Annotated in this window: 21 protein-coding genes and 1 pseudogene; 16 read left to right on the top strand and 6 right to left on the bottom strand. The window is 60.0% G+C overall.

Annotation, left to right across the window (positions count from 1 at the left end):
- Positions 1–23 precede the first annotated feature (23 nt).
- The 3 genes and pseudogenes from EJI01_RS29470 to EJI01_RS25720 form a co-directional block, all read right to left on the bottom strand.
- Positions 24–171: pseudogene (locus EJI01_RS29470) on the bottom strand (ExbD/TolR family protein); the annotation flags it as partial.
- 69 nt (positions 172–240) lie between these two features.
- Positions 241–567 carry a type II toxin-antitoxin system RelE/ParE family toxin gene (locus EJI01_RS25725; protein ID WP_260602683.1) on the bottom strand — a complete coding sequence of 109 codons (327 nt, stop codon included), beginning with the start codon at positions 565–567 and terminating at the stop codon, positions 241–243.
- Positions 564–815, bottom strand: coding sequence for a type II toxin-antitoxin system ParD family antitoxin (locus tag EJI01_RS25720; RefSeq protein WP_126839959.1), 252 nt, complete (start codon positions 813–815; stop codon positions 564–566). Before EJI01_RS25720 ends, EJI01_RS25725 begins: the two co-directional genes overlap by 4 nt.
- A gap of 166 nt (positions 816–981) precedes the next feature.
- Here EJI01_RS25720 and EJI01_RS25715 point away from each other — a divergent pair, with 166 nt between their 5' ends.
- Both EJI01_RS25715 and EJI01_RS25710 read left to right on the top strand, forming a co-directional pair.
- Positions 982–1,353 carry a YlcI/YnfO family protein gene (locus EJI01_RS25715; protein WP_260602682.1) on the top strand — a complete coding sequence of 124 codons (372 nt, stop codon included), beginning with the start codon at positions 982–984 and terminating at the stop codon, positions 1,351–1,353.
- A complete protein-coding gene (locus tag EJI01_RS25710; RefSeq protein WP_126839957.1) occupies positions 1,350–1,661 on the top strand; it encodes a type II toxin-antitoxin system RelE/ParE family toxin in 312 nt (103 codons plus the stop codon). Before EJI01_RS25715 ends, EJI01_RS25710 begins: the two co-directional genes overlap by 4 nt.
- Positions 1,662–2,062: 401 nt before the next feature.
- Here EJI01_RS25710 and EJI01_RS25705 read toward each other — a convergent pair whose 3' ends face one another.
- The gene (locus tag EJI01_RS25705) at positions 2,063–2,425 is read right to left on the bottom strand and encodes a transposase (protein WP_126839956.1); all 363 of its coding nucleotides are present in this window, start codon (positions 2,423–2,425) and stop codon (positions 2,063–2,065) included.
- A gap of 8 nt (positions 2,426–2,433) precedes the next feature.
- On the opposite strand from EJI01_RS25705, the gene EJI01_RS25700 reads away from it, so the two are divergent.
- Positions 2,434–2,724, top strand: coding sequence for a hypothetical protein (locus EJI01_RS25700; protein ID WP_126839955.1), 291 nt, complete (start codon positions 2,434–2,436; stop codon positions 2,722–2,724).
- A gap of 96 nt (positions 2,725–2,820) precedes the next feature.
- Here the strand turns inward: EJI01_RS25700 and EJI01_RS25695 are convergent, their stop codons facing one another.
- Positions 2,821–4,527, bottom strand: a complete 1,707-nt coding sequence (locus EJI01_RS25695) for an acyl-CoA dehydrogenase family protein (RefSeq protein WP_221885716.1) — start codon at positions 4,525–4,527, stop codon at positions 2,821–2,823.
- Positions 4,528–4,848: 321 nt separating this feature from the next.
- Between EJI01_RS25695 and EJI01_RS25690 the strand changes: the two genes are divergently transcribed.
- From EJI01_RS25690 to argE, 9 genes are all read left to right on the top strand, one after another.
- Positions 4,849–5,688: an AraC family transcriptional regulator gene (locus tag EJI01_RS25690; RefSeq protein WP_126839954.1), complete on the top strand. Its 840-nt coding sequence runs from the start codon at positions 4,849–4,851 to the stop codon at positions 5,686–5,688.
- Positions 5,689–5,971: 283 nt separating this feature from the next.
- Positions 5,972–6,964: a class I SAM-dependent methyltransferase gene (locus tag EJI01_RS25685; protein WP_126839953.1), complete on the top strand. Its 993-nt coding sequence runs from the start codon at positions 5,972–5,974 to the stop codon at positions 6,962–6,964.
- A gap of 47 nt (positions 6,965–7,011) precedes the next feature.
- A complete protein-coding gene (locus tag EJI01_RS25680) occupies positions 7,012–7,830 on the top strand; it encodes a hypothetical protein (protein ID WP_126839952.1) in 819 nt (272 codons plus the stop codon).
- A gap of 61 nt (positions 7,831–7,891) precedes the next feature.
- Positions 7,892–8,191 (top strand): DUF1330 domain-containing protein, encoded by a 300-nt coding sequence (locus EJI01_RS25675; protein ID WP_126839951.1) that lies wholly within the window; start codon positions 7,892–7,894, stop codon positions 8,189–8,191.
- An 81-nt stretch (positions 8,192–8,272) separates the two neighbouring features.
- Positions 8,273–9,187 (top strand): DMT family transporter, encoded by a 915-nt coding sequence (locus tag EJI01_RS25670; RefSeq protein WP_126839950.1) that lies wholly within the window; start codon positions 8,273–8,275, stop codon positions 9,185–9,187.
- A gap of 22 nt (positions 9,188–9,209) precedes the next feature.
- Entirely contained in the window at positions 9,210–9,935 is a 726-nt protein-coding gene (locus EJI01_RS25665) for an alanyl-tRNA editing protein (protein ID WP_126839949.1), read from the top strand.
- A 7-nt stretch (positions 9,936–9,942) separates the two neighbouring features.
- Positions 9,943–10,575 (top strand): Rieske 2Fe-2S domain-containing protein, encoded by a 633-nt coding sequence (locus EJI01_RS25660; RefSeq protein WP_126839948.1) that lies wholly within the window; start codon positions 9,943–9,945, stop codon positions 10,573–10,575.
- A gap of 258 nt (positions 10,576–10,833) precedes the next feature.
- Complete coding sequence (locus EJI01_RS25655) at positions 10,834–11,907, top strand: Glu/Leu/Phe/Val family dehydrogenase (RefSeq protein WP_126839947.1); 1,074 nt, start codon at positions 10,834–10,836, stop codon at positions 11,905–11,907.
- Positions 11,904–13,043, top strand: a complete 1,140-nt coding sequence (gene argE, locus EJI01_RS25650; RefSeq protein WP_126839946.1) for an acetylornithine deacetylase — start codon at positions 11,904–11,906, stop codon at positions 13,041–13,043. The genes EJI01_RS25655 and argE overlap by 4 nt, the downstream gene beginning before the upstream one ends.
- Positions 13,044–13,323: 280 nt before the next feature.
- On the opposite strand, the gene EJI01_RS25645 is transcribed toward argE, so the two are convergent.
- Positions 13,324–13,527 carry a hypothetical protein gene (locus EJI01_RS25645; protein WP_126839945.1) on the bottom strand — a complete coding sequence of 68 codons (204 nt, stop codon included), beginning with the start codon at positions 13,525–13,527 and terminating at the stop codon, positions 13,324–13,326.
- 116 nt (positions 13,528–13,643) lie between these two features.
- On the opposite strand from EJI01_RS25645, the gene EJI01_RS25640 reads away from it, so the two are divergent.
- Genes EJI01_RS25640 through EJI01_RS25625 form a run of 4 tightly spaced genes read left to right on the top strand, consistent with a single transcriptional unit; the run spans position 13,644 to position 15,270 of the window.
- Positions 13,644–14,087, top strand: coding sequence for a heavy metal-responsive transcriptional regulator (locus EJI01_RS25640; RefSeq protein WP_126839944.1), 444 nt, complete (start codon positions 13,644–13,646; stop codon positions 14,085–14,087).
- On the top strand, positions 14,084–14,332 hold the full coding sequence (locus EJI01_RS25635; protein WP_221885715.1) for a glutaredoxin: 249 nt from the start codon (positions 14,084–14,086) through the stop codon (positions 14,330–14,332). The genes EJI01_RS25640 and EJI01_RS25635 overlap by 4 nt, the downstream gene beginning before the upstream one ends.
- A gap of 12 nt (positions 14,333–14,344) precedes the next feature.
- Positions 14,345–15,040 (top strand): cytochrome c biogenesis CcdA family protein, encoded by a 696-nt coding sequence (locus EJI01_RS25630; RefSeq protein WP_126839943.1) that lies wholly within the window; start codon positions 14,345–14,347, stop codon positions 15,038–15,040.
- Between the two features lie 32 nt (positions 15,041–15,072).
- Positions 15,073–15,270 (top strand): GDCCVxC domain-containing (seleno)protein, encoded by a 198-nt coding sequence (locus EJI01_RS25625; protein WP_126839980.1) that lies wholly within the window; start codon positions 15,073–15,075, stop codon positions 15,268–15,270.
- Positions 15,271–15,322: the final 52 nt, after the last annotated feature.

Below are 15,322 nucleotides of genomic sequence, written 5' to 3'. Positions count from 1 at the left end.
AGTTTCCAGACTAACTGGACCTGCTACTTCGCTTCCGGCTCTGTGATGAAGCCGATCTTGCGTACGCCGGTCTCGCGCGCCCGCCTTGTCGCCGCGGATGTGCAACTCGGGTTGCGGATCCTTGGCCGCTTCGGTCGCAAGTCGCGTCTTCAGTTCGGCGTCGTCGATCTTACTAAATCGCTCCTACATTTCGACAATACAATTTGTCTTATGTTAAATTATTGTTCGAAATGATGTCAATCACTGCTCGCCAAGCTCATCGCGAAGAATGGCGGCAATGTTTTGGCGCTCACCGAGCAGACGGACAACGTCGAGATGATCATCCGATTCAAAGTAGAACCACTGCACGGGAAAGCCCGTGACGCGCCATGCGCGCAGCCGCGGTATGTCGCACAGCTTCCCGAGCCGCGGCGATCCCAAGGCCGGCATGCGCTGAATCGGCTCCAGTGCAGCCAGAGCCGCGTCGAAGAAGCGCTCGCCAAGTGCACGATCGCCCTCGCGTACGTAGTACTGAGCGATTTCGACAAAATCTTGCTCCGCCAGCGGCCTTAGCTTCGCGCGCTTCAACGCGAACTTCCCAGCGCTCGTTGTTTCAACTCAGCGGCGACTTTTCGAGTGACCAAGCGCCCCTTTCCCGACTCGAGCCCCTCTTTGATCAGTTCGCGCAGCTGCTTCTTTGCCTGATCCTCCTGGTCCTTGCGAATCAACTCCCGAAGGTATTCGCTCGTGTTCCCATATGCGCCAGAGCGCACCCGCTGATCAACGTAGCTGCGCAAGGCCTCAGGAAGCGCGAAGCTCATGGTGTTGGTGCTCATGGGGTAAATCTTGGTACGACTATCAATAGTTGTCAATACCATCAACCGCGCGGGCATCGATCAGACAAGCAGTCGTGTGGATTGACGTTCTTCGCTGTCGATATCGCGTACCTGCTGGGCCCCGCGGGGCCCAGCAGGACCTTCAACCTGCGCGCGCCATCCCGGCATGAAATTTGATGCAATTTGGCCATCAAGCCGGCTCTTGGCCTCGCATAGCAATTGCTCTACAATTGCTTTTGTGAAGACCGCTCAGTTGCCTCCCATACGCGTCGAGCCATCCGTCCGCGATGAGATCGAGAGCGTGCTACGCCAAGGCGAAACCCTGTCCCAGTTTGTGGAGAATGCGGCGGTGCAGGCCGCCCAGCGTCGCAAGTCTCAGCAAGAGTTCCTTGCGCGTGGCCGCGATTCATTGAAGCGGGCGAAGAAGAGCGGCGAGTACTACTCTGCTAAGGACGCGCTCGACGCGATGCAAGAGCGCCTCGACGCGCGCATTTCGCAGCTCGTGCAAGAGAAGCGCGGCAGAGCCGCTCGGCCGTGACCTACACGGTCACCCTGACGCGTGAGGCGCTTGAAGATCTGCTGCGTCTTGAAGACTTTCTCGTCGAGTCCGCTCTGCAGCACGCAGACTTCGATCTGCCGCGTCGTGCAATAGCGGCCATCCGCACGGAGTTTCGAATTCTGGAAACGAATCCGTTCACTTGCCGCATCGCCGACGCTGACCGGCTCGAGCGCGAACTGGTCATTCCATTCGGGGCTTCGGGATACGTAGCCTTGTTTCGAGTCATCAGCGAACGAGAGGTCGTGGTCGCTGCGATCCGCCACCAGCGCGAAGACGACTACCACTAGGATTGGGCTCGACGCGGCGCGCGGATTCAATGGATCGGTGCCCGCAGACAGACCAGTGGCCTCGGCAGTTCCGACGGTGATCGGCATGCCCCGGGCCAAATGGGCCGCGCGCGCAACCGGCGCCGTCAGCCGAACAGCCAGGCCGTTGCCCCATTCCTGGACAGTCTGTTGAGCTTTGATCGGAGTTGCAGACCTCGCACTTTTCATTGGAACTGAATGAGGCAATTCTCGCCCCTCGCCGTCGCGTGTCAACACGTAAAAACAGGACGTAGACTAGGATTGGGCAAGATTGATTATGTTAACTCACTGGTGCAGCAGGCTCAGCGTAGGAGCCCTACGGGCGGCTTGTTCGCCCCCGCAAATGCACCCTGCGCGGGTCGGTGAGCTGCGCGCGCTCGGCGTCAGGAGCCTTGTAGTAGGTGCTGCGGAAGATTCATGGCTCGGCATCCTTCGGCGATGGAGATGCCATGGACCCCTGAGATGATCGACACCCGATCGCTGCTGAAGCCGGCAGCCTGGCGCATTTTTTTGAGGACATCCAGCTCCATGGTGAGTTGGCCAACCTTGCGCTCGAGCGCGGCAATCTTGGCCTCGGCTTCGCGGGCGCGCTCGACGTAGTCGATCTCGTCGGTGAGATCGCCTCGGCGGCACTTGTCTACCCACAGCATCAGCAGCGTGTGGGTGATGTCGTGGGCCTTGGCGATGGACTTGAGACTGCCTTCGCCGTTCAGATACGACTCGACGAGCCGCCTCGAGGGGTTCACTTCACAAGATGGGTCAATTTTCGGCCGGCGCCAACAAGCGGTGGGGCCAGGTAGAACAAGGCATCGGCAAGGCAGGCAACAAGCAAGCACGTGCGTTGCTGGGTCGAACTCGCCTGGGGCTGGTTGCGCTTGCAGCCCGACAGCGCGTTGACGAAGTGATTCAACCGGCGCCGGCAGCGGAAAGCGGATGCGACACGTGGGCATCGTGGCGCTGGCACGGCGCCTGGCATCGCGCCTTGGCGCTCGTCGCGCACGGTGAAATACCGGCGGGTGCGCTGCTGCGGCAGACCGCGGCTTGAAGCGCCGCCAGCAACGCGGGTCTGCCTAGAATGGCGAGGAGCATATTGATGCTATCGATGTTGCCTCTTCAGGATTGGGAGCAACGACCACACCCGTCAAATAGATGCCGACTGTGCTGCCGCGGTCACGTCGGCGCGCGAGACGATTTCGCGCAGGTCTGTCCCAATGGCCAGAGTGCCCATTACACCGGCGTGTTGACCGCCCAGGCGCGACTCCACAAAGCGCTGGGCGACCGCACCATCACTGTGCTTGAGTATCTCGCTCGCCTGAAGCGCAAGGGCCATGCGCGTCACGACAGCGCGCGAGTTGCCCTCATCAACCGGACCCGCACCAAGATCGTCGCGCAAACCGGCGATGAACTTCGCATGCGCTGTGTTGGCAACTTCCGGCTGGGAAATTTCATCCAGGAAGACTTCGAGCGAACCCTTTTCACGGCTGAGCGCGCGCACCACGTCCATGCACATCATGTTCGTCGTGCCTTCCCAAATCGAATTGAGCGGCGCCTCGCGATACAGCCGCGCGACGGGATTTTCCATGATGAAGCCGTTTCCGCCGTGAATCTGCAACGCCTCATAGACGAAGTACGTCGCGCGCTGGCAGTTCCAATACTTGACCACAGGCGTTGCCACACGAGCAAGAAGTCGCTCCCGTTCGTTCGATTCCATGCTGTCGGTCGCCCGTGCGACGCGCATCGCCGACAACATGGCCGCTTCACTTTCCAGCGCTAGATCGGCCAGCACATTCGTCTGCATCGGCAGGTCGGCCAGTCGGCGCCCAAAACCGTTGCGCGTTGATGCGTGATTGATCGCCAATGTCAGTGCTTGGCGCATCAGGCCCGCCGAGCCCACCGCAAAGTCCAGGCGGGTCAGGTGCGCGTGCGACAGAATCTCCCGGATGCCGCGTCCCTCCTCGCCGACCAACATCGCCCAGGTCTTGTTGAACTCGACTTCGCTCGATGCATTGGAGCGGTTTCCGCACTTGTCCTTCAAGCGCTGTACGGCAATGTGGTTCGCGCTGCCATCCGGCAGGAAGCGCGGAACGAAAAGGCAGCTGACGCCGGACTTTGTTTGAGCCAGCGTGTAGAAGCCGTCCGAGGTGGGAACTGAAAAGAACCACTTGTGGCCCGTCACGTTGTAGATCCGGGCGTTGCCCTCAGTTCCAACGAAGGTGGCAGTGGTCTGGGTCTGTCGCAGGTCGGAGCCGCCCTGCTTCTCGGTCATGGCATAGCCGATCACGGCACCCGTTTTTTGCGAGAGCGGCAGGCGGCGCGGGTCGTAGTGCCCGGAGAGTGTCTTTTCCCTCCAGATTGCAAACTCCGGGCGCCCTGCAAAACCGGCGCAGGCAGCGTAGGCCATACCGATGGGGCACCCGGTACCGTTTTCGACCTGATTCCACAGGTAGCTCAGCACCGCGCGTGCAAAGTGAGCCGATGACTCGTCGGTTGTCCAGGCAAGGCTGTGTACGCCATGCGCGAACCCCAGCGCCATCAGTTGATGCCAGGCGGGGTGGAACTCGACCCAGTCCAGACGGTTGCCGAAACGGTCATGCGTGCGCAGCTGGGGGCTGTGCTCGTTGGCCAATCGTGCAAGGTCTTGCACCTGTTCATTGCCTGCCAATGCGCCGATCACCGTCGCGTTGGGAATGCTCCAGGACGCATGGCGTGCCACGAGTTCTCGCAGGGCCACATCGCCTGTGAATGCGTTATGGCCGATGCAAGGATTGGCCTGATTGAATACCTTGTGCGTTTCGACGCCATTGGCCAACGGGAACTCGAACGCCAGTGCGGTACTTTCAAGGGGCATATTCATGACGGTCTCCAAGGGCTGGCCGCGCTGCAGGCCATCCATCAAAAGCTGGGCCACGCCATGGTGAATCATTCCTCGCGATTCGTGAATCTAAATTCTTCTTTCGTGAGTCAAGCATCCGGTACACCAAACCGACGAAGTGGCACAGCCCTTGCTTGCTCAAAGTACCGCGACCTGGCGGCCCCCGCCCTCGATCGCGCTGTAGATCATTGGATAGACGACTCCGAACTCGCGGCTGCTTTTGCTCACCATTTAGGTGCCATGCAAGCGGTCGGACGCTGGAAGCGTTGCAACTGCTGATCCAAACGGAGGTTTGCGTTGGCCAAGCTGGACCCTCTGAATACATCGCGCTACTGGCATGTGCCCGGCTTGCCGGGCATGGACATGCTGCATGCGGACTTCACGACGCATGAATACGCGCCTCATGTGCACCATTCCTTCGTGATTGCGGTCACCGAGGTCGGAGGCGCGGAATTCAAGAGTCGCGGCCGAACGGGCATTGCCCATCAGCAAGCACTCCTCGTGTTCAACCCAGCCGAGCCCCATTCGGGTCGCATGGGCGGCAGCGCCCGCTGGCGCTACCGCTCTGTCTATCTGGCCGAGCCGGGAATCAAGCACCTGATGTCAACACTGGGGATCGATCAAACCCGCTACTTCGGGTCGAACATCTTTTGCGATCAGGACCTCATCGCCAGCTTTCTGGAACTTCATCGAGCCTTCGACGGAAGCAGCGAGCAGTGGGACCCCTTGCGGCAGCAGGAGTTGTTCGTTCACAGCTTCGGAACGCTCTTCCAGAGCCACGCACAGCCAGGGCAACGCGTGCTCCAGGTGCCCGCAGATGCCCGCGTGCTTGCGCCAGTGCTGGAACTGCTGCGCGACGCCTTCTCGGAGCGATTGACCCTTGAGCAGATGGCGGCGACCGCCAACCTGACGCCGTTCCAACTGATTGGTGCGTTCAACCGGACGATCGGATTGACGCCCCACACGTACCTGACGCAGTTGCGGCTCAGGGCAGCCATTGGTCACCTCACGGCAGGCCGGCCCTTGATCGAAGCCGCCATCGCGAGCGGCTTTTACGACCAGAGCGCCCTCACCAGGCATTTCAAGCGCACCTTCGGCATGACGCCTCTCCAGTACGTGCGCGCCCAGACCTGCTGAGAGAGGTCGTCTCTCAGGCGCTCGAGCCGCGCGCTGAGGGACTCCCGCTCCCTTGCTCCCGCCAGGGTTCGAGCGGACGGCTCCGCGCGCGAGCACGCCCTCTTGCGGCTTTGCCGTGCCGCAGAACCTGAGTTGATCTCGAGCCGCCTCTGGCGCTACTGCTCCGGTCGCAATTTTTGCCAATACGGGCGCCCAGACGCTGACTATCGTGCGATTAAATGGTTTGCAGCCACTGCAAAGTAATCAGTTGTTTTTTCAATGGTGTTGAACACACAGGTGCCCCATGCAAAACGTTGATCGCGGTATTACTGGCTCTTCGCTCGCAGGCTCTGCAATCCTGCTGGAAATCGGCGCAGAGTATGGAATCATAGAAATTCTCCAGAATTCACCGACCGTAGACGCTGCAACAGTGTCTCGGTCCTGTGGAATAAAGGAGTCCGTAATTTCCGCCTACCTCGACTCCCTGAGCAAGGCAGGAATCATCGAGGAGTTGAACACAAAAACACCGATAACCTATCGGGCTGGCAGCAATTTCGACGAACTGATCAACGAAGTCGGATACCTGTCGTGGGCGCTCCGCGCTTGCGCCCCCTTGATAAATAACGCGAAAGAATTTTCGGAAAACAACGAAGAAGCACAACTCAAATACCCCAGAAGCGGAGGACTGGTCGCCCGCACGTCGAAATGGATGGGCGACAAATCCTTCTATCCGCAGCCGGAAAATGCCATTGCCGCCATGGCACCCAAGAAAATCGTGGATCTTGGATCTGGCTCAGGCGGCTTCCTGATTCGCATGCTCAGAAAAATTCCCGGCTCCAAGGGCATTGGAATCGACCTGAGTGCGTCGGCCACCGAACAAGCCGTTCGCGCAGCCAGTGAGGCGGGGATGAGCGACAGGCTTCAGTTCGTGACCGCCCCCATCCAGATTCTCGTGGAAGACGCATCACTCATCAGGGATGCGGACATCATCCACGCCGGATTCGTCATGCACGATCTTCTCCCCGCCGAGGAAGAAATCCTCGACGCGTTGTTGCGCGCTTGCTGCGCCAATGCGATCAAAGGCACGCTGATCATCGTCGATGCCATTCCCGTCGCTCAATCGAACTGGGAAAGACCATTCGCCGCAGCATTCAATCATTTGCACAATCACTTCATGTCTAGGAAGCTTCTGAGCGAAGACGAGTGGACTGAAAAATTGTTCCGCGCGGGCTTTTCAAACGTGCGGGTTGAAATCCTCGATCACCCTGGAGGGCGCATGTTGATGGCAAGCAAATAATGAAATTATCACGGCATTTTTTTAACACCTGTAATTAGGAGTGAGAAATGAGAGTTACCATTTCCGATCTGGTTGAGAGAGTTAAAAGTCATCGCTGCTATTCGCATCCGATTTTCAAGAATTGGGTAAAGATCGAACCTGAGCCGCCCGTTGTGGGAGCTCTTTTTCACCAGATCCAGAGTTTCTGCGCCTCGACGCGTCCAGGATGGAATTTTCCGACCGCACTCAAGGAGCATGGCCTGCACAGGCAAAGCGAGTTGCTGGAAGAAATTGTCGAGAGCGAATCGGGCCACGGCCCCGAGCTGGCGACGATGGCGGGATACATTGTCAACCAATCGGCTGACAAGCTCATTTTTTCGGACCTCTACAACCAGGAGCAAGTCGAAGCGAAGCTCAAGGACTTTTCCAATCAATTGCTCGGGTCTTTGCCTGGGTACGACATGGAAACCGGAATGACCGCGCAAGTTCGAAAGGCCATCGGAGTATTCGATCATCGCAAGCTGACGGACATCGAAAACACCTACAGGAATCTCGGCACCACGCTGGCGCTGGAAATGATCTCCAATCAGCAATTGATCCCGGGCGAAAAGTATTGCCTGGTGGACAGCGGCATCTACAACGCGGACCTCGATGTGCCCGAAATGCACTACCTTCTGGAGCACTGGGGTGAAGTCGGAGCCGAGCAGCATCACGAGCAAAACGCCCGAACCGCGGTCGAGCTCGCCTTGAAAACGGAGTACGCCCATCTGGTCATCGAGGGCGCTGACGACTTCCTCGACTCGCTGACCGGCCTCTGGGACGTTCTGGATGCAGCCTTGTTGCAATCCGGTGTCGCACAGGAGAGGAAAGTGGACGCCTATGTCTAGCAAGCGGCCGAGCCCCTTTCAAGCTTGAGCAGCGCTTACAGCGCCGAGTCAGGTTGTTTATATGGTCGCTTATTTGATTGGTCGGATGTCCATTGTGGATCCGGATCAATACAACGAATACAAGCAACTCACGCCCGGGATCATAGAAAAATTCGGAGGCAAATTTCTGACGCGCGGAGGCGAGCGCATGCACCTGGAAGGCGCCTCGGATGATCGACGCGTGGTTCTTGTCGAGTTCAAATCTGCCGATGCGGCGAGAAAATTCTACGAGTCACCGGAATATACCTTTGCACGAGAATTGCGAAAGGATGCCGCAGTCGACATGCAGCTCATGGTGATAGAGGGATTTGAAGAAGGATAGATCCTCGCCCTGTCCGTTGACACTCCAAAAAACAAACCGGCTGACACGGCCGACGGAGACTCGGTCGTGTCGGAATAAAATATGACGACGTCCATCGCCCTTCCTGCTGCTTCAAAGAGCAATTTCCTTTCCTTCGTCGCGCTGCTGCTTGGTGCGGCGGCCTTGGCGCTGGGTGGTGTTTTTCTTCGAAATAGCGAATTGCCGCCGACCGCCAGTGCGGTCTATCGGGTCGCACTGGCGATTCCGATCTTCTTCCTGCTCGACATGCTTGCGGCGAGAGCCGAGCCCGTGCACACGACGGGGCCGGCACCCGAACAGACGCCTACCATTCCGATCAAGCTCATTCTCGTCGGATTCATTTTCTCGGGAAATTTGGCGCTCTATCACTGGTCCATGACGCTGACCACGCTGGCCAATTCCAATCTCCTTGCCAATCTTGCGCCGATCTTCGTGGTGCTCGGGTCCAATTTGTTCTTGGGCAAGAAATTCAGTTCCGGTTTCTTGTTCAGCATGTTGTTCGCGTTGGCAGGCGCCTTCATCCTGATCGGCCATCGACTCGACTTCGGCTCGAATTACATGACAGGAAATCTATTGGGACTGTTGACGGCGGTTTTTTACGGCTCATACCTTTTGGCGGTTAGCCTCGTGCGCTCGAATTATCGAACGATGACCGTCATGGCATGGAGCAGCGTCGGCACGCTGATCGTTCTTTTGCCTATCACGCTTCTGCGCGGCGAATCACTTGTGCCGCGCACGATTCATGGCATGCTGATGCTGCTGGCGCTGGCGGTCGTTTCCCATGTCGGAGGTCAGGGTCTCATCGCCTATGCGCTGGCCAAGCTTCCAGCTGCGCTTTCTTCGATCACCCTGCTGATACAGCCTGTCATTGCGACCGTGCTCGGAGCCTATTTGTTTCACGAATATCTGAGCGTCACCGAATTTGCGGGAGGCGTGATCATTCTGATCGGCATCGTTACCGCACGACGTTTTTCATAGACATCCCAAAATCGAGGAATTCATGTCACCTTACCTTTGCCATACCCAGCCCGATTGCTTTCGATTTGAAGCCGAAGTTATAGCGCGTCGTCCGACTGCCGTTCTTCTCGATCGGTCTTTCTTTTATCCAGGCGGCGGCGGGCAATTGGCAGATCGTGGCACACTGCAATGGAATGGCGGCGAGATCAAGATCAGCCGGATCGAAATGGAGGGCGGCAATGCGTGGCACTGCTTCGACGAAACTGACGTTGCCACGATTCCCGCCGAAAAGGTCATCGCAAACGTGGATCAGGATTTCCGGTTCATGATGAGCCAATTGCACACGGGCCTGCACATTCTCAATGCGCTTGTCTATCAGCGCTTCGAGGGCTCGCTGGTGACGGGCGTGCAAATGGCAGCCGACGGTACGGCCCGCATCGACTTCGACCTGCCCGAGGCCGACAACAACGATCTGCGCAAGCTCGAACCGGAGCTCAACACCCTCATCTCGGACGGGCTACAGGTGAATGCGGTGTACCTCGATGCGACCGAACTCGCACGCGAACCCGGGGTGCTCCGCAGCCGGTCCGTTGCACCACCAAGCCAGCATGACGGCACGACACGGATCATCGAAATCGCGGGGCTGGACCGGCAGGCCTGCGGCGGAACCCATCTTTCGAAGACTTCGCAATCGGCGCCGTTGCGCATCCTGAAGATCGAGAACAAGGGGCAGCACAATCGAAGGATCCGAATCGGCTTGGTCAGATAGGGTGAGCATGCCCATCGAACCGATCCCCTCGCGCCCTCTGCCCGAAGGATTTCTGCCTCCGAACTGCACGTTCTCCGAGCAGGACTGGCCCGTTCTGGCCAGGCAATGGTTTCCAGTCTCTCGCGTCGACGAGGTATTGGCAAAACCGAGGCAGGTGACCTTGCTGAATCTGAGATTGGTCATCTATCGCATGCCCGATGGCATTCGTATCGGTCGCGACACGTGCCCGCACCGCGGGCTGCCGCTGAGCACGGGACGCATCGAAGACGACGAGCTGGTTTGCGCCTATCACGGCCTGCACTTCGGGTCCGACGGGCAATGTCGCAAGATCCCCGAGAAGCTCGCACTCAATGCAGCGGAATGTTTCAGGATCACGATGTTCCCGGCTGTTGAATGCCATGGTCTTATCTGGACCTGCTTGATCCCGCAGGGCGAGCCCAAATTCCCGGAAATTCACTCGACGATTGAAGCTTCTGACCAAGGTGATGTGGCGAAATTCGAATTCTCGAGCAGTGAAGCAACGGTCGAACTCGGCAATCACCATTCGCTGCGAGATCTCGCGCTGAACGAGTACCGAAGGCTGTTCAACGAGATGGGACTGACCACGGCAGCGCACGCTTTGCTGCTGTCCCGCGCCTGATCCACCGGCTTCAAATTTTCACCAATATCACCGCGTCACCCCCTGTCATGCTGTGCCGCACAGCGAGGCCATCACATGACGCAATCATTCCGCCAAGCAAGCCCTGAAGTCCTGACGCTCACCAGCGCGGTGCTCGATGTTCGTCCAGTGGCGCTATTGCTATATCTACACCGCTTATTGCTGTATCTAGCTCGCGTCTCCGAGCATTGACCCGACGGTCTTGCAGCTACTCGTTCACATGAAACTCACAAGGATCAAATGACTGTCTTCTCTACCGAGTCTTTTGCGGACCACGAACAAGTCGTCTTCATATCCGATGATCGAGTCCAGTTGCGAGCCATCATCGCTGTCCATGACACGACGCTCGGGTCAGCCCTGGGTGGTTGCCGCATGTACCCCTACGCCGACGAAGCTTCCGCGTTGCGTGACGTACTTCGCCTGTCGCGCGGGATGACTTTCAAGGCCGCGGCCGCAGGGCTCCGACTGGGTGGCGGGAAGGCGGTGATCATCGGAGATCCTCACAAGGACAAGACACCCGAACTGTTGCGGGCCATGGGCGTGGCGATCGATCGGCTCGGAGGCCGCTACATCACCGCCGAGGATGTTGGAACCACCGTCGCCGATTTCGCCTGGGTGCGAGAAGGCACCCGGCATGTGGTCGGCTTGCCAGAGGAACTGGGCGGTACTGGAGACCCTTCGCCGACCACTGCATTGGGGGTCTACCACGGCATCGTGGCCGGCGTCGCTCATCGATTGGATCGTGACCTCCGCGGACTGACGGTGGCTGTGCAAGGCCTGGGCAACGTCGGCTGGAGCCTGTGCCGGTTGCTCGTCGACGCGGGGGCGCGTCTTGTGGTGTCCGATATTGATGCGGCGCTTGCACGCAAGGTCTCTGCCGAATTCGATGCGCAGGTCGTCGATCCCGACGCAATCTACGCCGCCCAGGCGGACGTGTTTGCGCCGTGCGCGATGGGTGCGATCGTGAACGATCAAACCCTGCCACGGATGAAGTTTCGGGTGATAGCTGGTGGAGCGAACAACCAACTGGCCCGCGATGAGCACGGCAAGCAGCTGCGCGACCGGGAAATCCTGTACGCGCCGGACTTCGTGATCAACGCCGGTGGCCTGATCCGGGTGGCATCGGAGCGCGACGGCTTCGATCCCGCGGGAGTGGATCTGCAAGTCGAGGCCATCGGCGCCAGGTTGCGCCGAATCTTCGAACTGTCCGACCGGACGAGCGCACCGACCCAGGCCGCGGCCATGCAGCTCGCGCAAGAACGGTTGAGCGGCGGCAACGCCAGCAACAGCACCCGGGTCGAGCGTGTTGCATGACCACCATCGAGATCTTGCGGACCCTGGTGGCATTCGATACGACGTCGCATCGGTCGAACCTCGATCTGATCCATTGGATCGCCGACTACCTGGCAGTGCATCGGGTGAAAGTGCATCTCGTGCACAGCGAGGACGGAGGGAAGGCGAACCTGCTTGCCAGCATCGGCCCCGACACGGTGGGCGGCATGGTGCTCTCCGGGCACACCGACGTCGTGCCCGTGGCCGACCAGAAATGGAGTTCCGACCCCTTCACGCTGGTCGAACGCGATGGTCGATTCCATGGTCGCGGCGCAGCGGACATGAAGGGCTTCATCTCCGCCTGCCTGTCGGCCGTCCCTTCGTGGCAGCTGCGGTCATTGAGTCGTCCGATTTACTTCGCGTTCTCCTACGACGAAGAGATCGGGTGCCTCGGTGTTCCGCAGCTCGTGAACCGTTTGAAGACCCAAGTGGAAGCGCCTGCACTGGCCATCATCGGCGAACCGACCGAGATGCGGATCGGCGTCAGGCACCGCGGTTTTTTCGGGCACCGGGCCCTCTTCAGTGGATTGCCCGTGCATTCGAGCGATCCGTCGCTCGGCGCCAGCGCGATCGAGCCCGCCGCCTACCTCGTCACCTGCCTGGCCGGGCTGCGACGGAGCTTTGCCAGGCAGGGTAGCGAGGCCACGCTCAACATCGGCCGGATCGACGGAGGCACCGCGATCAACATCGTGCCAGGCTGCTGCGAGGTCTTGTGGGAGTTCCGTCCGCAAGACGAAGCGGCAGCGGAACTTGTGCGCGATGCGGTCCGGGATGCCTTGACGAACCTTCCCGCCGGCGTCACGGTCGAGGCCGTGCAGGTCGCCGGCGTGCCCGCACTGTCGACGCGCAACAACGACGCAGCGGTCTCGGTCGCACGCGAACTCGGAGCGCTCTGGCCGGAGGCAGACCTGCCGTTTGGCACCGAGGCGGGCTTCTTCCAGCAGGTCGGTATTTCAACGGTGGTATGCGGCCCTGGCTCAATCGCCCAGGCGCATCAACCGGACGAATGGATCTCCGCAACCCAGCTGCAGGCGGCCGATCGCTTCATGCAATCGGCCGGTGCATGGGCGCTCTCAGAACCCGGTATCCGACACCCCCCATCATTTCAGACAGCATAAGATTATCGACGCAGCCGCGGTGGCTGACGCCACCGCGCTCGCCGCCAACGGGACCCCGGCGCAAGGCGCGGAGGCCCACGACGCCACACGCCGGATGGTTCCCGCTGAGGTCATCGGCAACGCTCGTTGTAGAGACAGACCGACCATCACGCATCTGGAACATGCTCGTTGACCAATGGAAGCACGCGGGCGGCAGCCAGTTGTAGGCAATCTCTGGCGATCTTGAGATCAGGCGCGTACGGCAATTGCAGGGCACCAAGTGGACCCTGCGGCGTCGCAATCAAAAATTGAAGTGATGACGGCGGCCGCCAATGCACAAGTACCCCTGCTCCACCGAGGCCTCACAGTCCGGTTCGGCCTTCGCAAGCTGCTCCAGCGCACACATCAAGCACTCAGCGACTTCCCACCGCCGCTCGGCCACCGCATGCCTGTAGAGCCTGAGCACCCCTTCTTCCAGGCTCGGATAAACGTGGGTGTCGTTCATCGCATTTCCCCCATTACGGCTGCTGGCGCTACTTGCAACGTAGACGATTGCCCCATAGCAAGGTCAAGGCCAGGGGTGCTTGACCTTCGCCTTGGGGCGAAGGTTTATCGTTCGCTATGGCTTCCCCTGCATCCGCGCCCGGCCCCCTGACCGTCGGCAAGCTTGCCGCTTTGGCGGCCGTGTCGGCCAATGCCGTTCGCTTCTACGAGCGTGAAGGTCTGATGCACGCGCCGACAAAGACCGAGAGTGGCTACCGGCTGTATGGGCCTGAAGCGGTGCAGCGGTTGCGCTTCATCAAGCAGGCGCAGCACAGCGGCTTCACGCTCTCGGAGATTCAGGCGCTGCTGCAGTTGCGCGACCAACCGTCCTCGTGCTGCACCGACGTGCGCACCAAGGTGATCGAAAAGAAGCTCGAGCTGGAAGCCCGCATCAAAGCCATGAAGGAGATGTCCAGGGCGCTGGACCAGCTCATCGCCGACTGCAGCAACGACTCCCGACCCGTCGAGGACTGCTCGATCCTGGCTGCGCTGTCCAGAAGTGACCAAGGACCCCTCCGATGAAGGTTGAAGTGCTGCACGCCATCGGTTGCGAGAAGTGCCTTCGTGAACTGGACAGTCTGCGCGCCGCGGCGCTGCAGTTCGACCCCACCGTGGAGTGGACGGAGATCGACATCCTCGCTGCCCTTGACTACGCCGTCGAGCTGGGGGTGCTCAGACCGCCTGCAGTGGCCATCAACGGCGCACTGGTGTTTCTTCGCTCCCTTCGCCCGACGCGCTCGCCGCAGCGATTCGCGAGCGTCGCTTGAGCGCGGGCTGACATGGACATCGAGGCGTTCCAGCAGGCCGTCCAGAACGCTGGCGTAGCCGCGCTCGTGGTCAGCTTTCTGACCGGCTTTTTCTTCAGCTTCAACCCGGTCGCCCTGGCAGCCATTCCTGTTTCCCTGGCCTATGTGACGAAGGCGCGAGCGCCACGCCAGGCGCTGGTCTTCGGCTGCATGTTTATCGCTGGCATGGTGCTCACGCATGTGCTGCTGGGTGCGGTAGCCGGCTCCGGTGGCAAGGGGGTGCAATCCTTGCTCGGGCGCTACTGGGGACTGGTGCTCGGGCCGTGGCTCATCCTGATGGGCTTGCTTTGGCCGGGCTGGATTCGCATGCCTTTCAAGGGCCTCTCGTTGCACGCCAAGCGTGTCACGGGCTCCTGGGGCGCCTTCGCATTGGGCGTTCCCTTTGCCATCGCGATCTGCCCGGGGTGCACGCCGGCGCTGATCGTGCTGCTCGGCGTCGTGGCTGGCATCGGTTCGCCGGTCTGGGGGGCGCTGCTGCTGCTGGCCTTCGCGCTCGGGCGCGCGGTGCCGATCGCATTGGGTGCCAGCGCCATGGGCTGGCTGGAGAAGCTGCGGCCCCTTGCGCGCTACCAGCGCGCCTTCGACATCGTCGGCGGTGTCGCACTCGTTCTCATGGGCCTGTACATGCTCAATGCCCAGTTCTTCTGGATACCTGGGCTGGCGATCTGACACCGAGGGGCACCATGCCTTCGCAACCCTCAATCAATGCCGCGCCACTTGAATCGGTGCTGACCTGTCCACACTGCGGCCACGCCAAGCGCGAGACGATGCCGATCGATGCCTGCTTGTTCTTCTACCAGTGCGAAGGCTGCAACGCGGTGCTGCGCGCGAAGCCCGGGGACTGCTGCGTGTTCTGCTCGTTCGGGTCGGTGAGATGCTCGTCGGTGCAGGCGCAGTGAGCGGCGGCCCGGTGACGGTCACCTCATCTTGCTCGTACGGAACTCGATCGCT

Source organism: Variovorax sp. MHTC-1 (assembly GCF_003984645.1).
In the GTDB taxonomy this organism is placed as follows: domain Bacteria; phylum Pseudomonadota; class Gammaproteobacteria; order Burkholderiales; family Burkholderiaceae_C; genus Variovorax.
The sequence above is the reverse complement of the archived record's forward strand: the minus strand, read 5'-3'. Positions and strand labels throughout refer to the sequence as shown.

Excerpts from the sequence above, each read along its gene's own strand:
- EJI01_RS25720 (WP_126839959.1), bottom strand. The coding sequence starts at position 815 with ATGAGCACCAACACCATGAGCTTCGCGCTTCCTGAGGCCTTGCGCAGC.
- EJI01_RS25700 (WP_126839955.1), top strand. The coding sequence starts at position 2,434 with ATGGGTCAATTTTCGGCCGGCGCCAACAAGCGGTGGGGCCAGGTAGAA.
- EJI01_RS25665 (WP_126839949.1), top strand. The coding sequence starts at position 9,210 with ATGTCACCTTACCTTTGCCATACCCAGCCCGATTGCTTTCGATTTGAA.
- EJI01_RS25670 (WP_126839950.1), top strand. The coding sequence starts at position 8,273 with ATGACGACGTCCATCGCCCTTCCTGCTGCTTCAAAGAGCAATTTCCTT.
- EJI01_RS25680 (WP_126839952.1), top strand. The coding sequence starts at position 7,012 with ATGAGAGTTACCATTTCCGATCTGGTTGAGAGAGTTAAAAGTCATCGC.
- EJI01_RS25660 (WP_126839948.1), top strand. The coding sequence starts at position 9,943 with ATGCCCATCGAACCGATCCCCTCGCGCCCTCTGCCCGAAGGATTTCTG.
- EJI01_RS25645 (WP_126839945.1), bottom strand. The coding sequence starts at position 13,527 with ATGAACGACACCCACGTTTATCCGAGCCTGGAAGAAGGGGTGCTCAGG.
- EJI01_RS25635 (WP_221885715.1), top strand. The coding sequence starts at position 14,084 with ATGAAGGTTGAAGTGCTGCACGCCATCGGTTGCGAGAAGTGCCTTCGT.
- EJI01_RS25695 (WP_221885716.1), bottom strand. The coding sequence starts at position 4,527 with ATGCCCCTTGAAAGTACCGCACTGGCGTTCGAGTTCCCGTTGGCCAAT.
- EJI01_RS25715 (WP_260602682.1), top strand. The coding sequence starts at position 982 with ATGAAATTTGATGCAATTTGGCCATCAAGCCGGCTCTTGGCCTCGCAT.
- EJI01_RS25640 (WP_126839944.1), top strand. The coding sequence starts at position 13,644 with ATGGCTTCCCCTGCATCCGCGCCCGGCCCCCTGACCGTCGGCAAGCTT.
- EJI01_RS25685 (WP_126839953.1), top strand. The coding sequence starts at position 5,972 with ATGCAAAACGTTGATCGCGGTATTACTGGCTCTTCGCTCGCAGGCTCT.
- EJI01_RS25675 (WP_126839951.1), top strand. The coding sequence starts at position 7,892 with ATGGTCGCTTATTTGATTGGTCGGATGTCCATTGTGGATCCGGATCAA.
- EJI01_RS25630 (WP_126839943.1), top strand. The coding sequence starts at position 14,345 with ATGGACATCGAGGCGTTCCAGCAGGCCGTCCAGAACGCTGGCGTAGCC.
- argE (WP_126839946.1), top strand. The coding sequence starts at position 11,904 with ATGACCACCATCGAGATCTTGCGGACCCTGGTGGCATTCGATACGACG.
- EJI01_RS25655 (WP_126839947.1), top strand. The coding sequence starts at position 10,834 with ATGACTGTCTTCTCTACCGAGTCTTTTGCGGACCACGAACAAGTCGTC.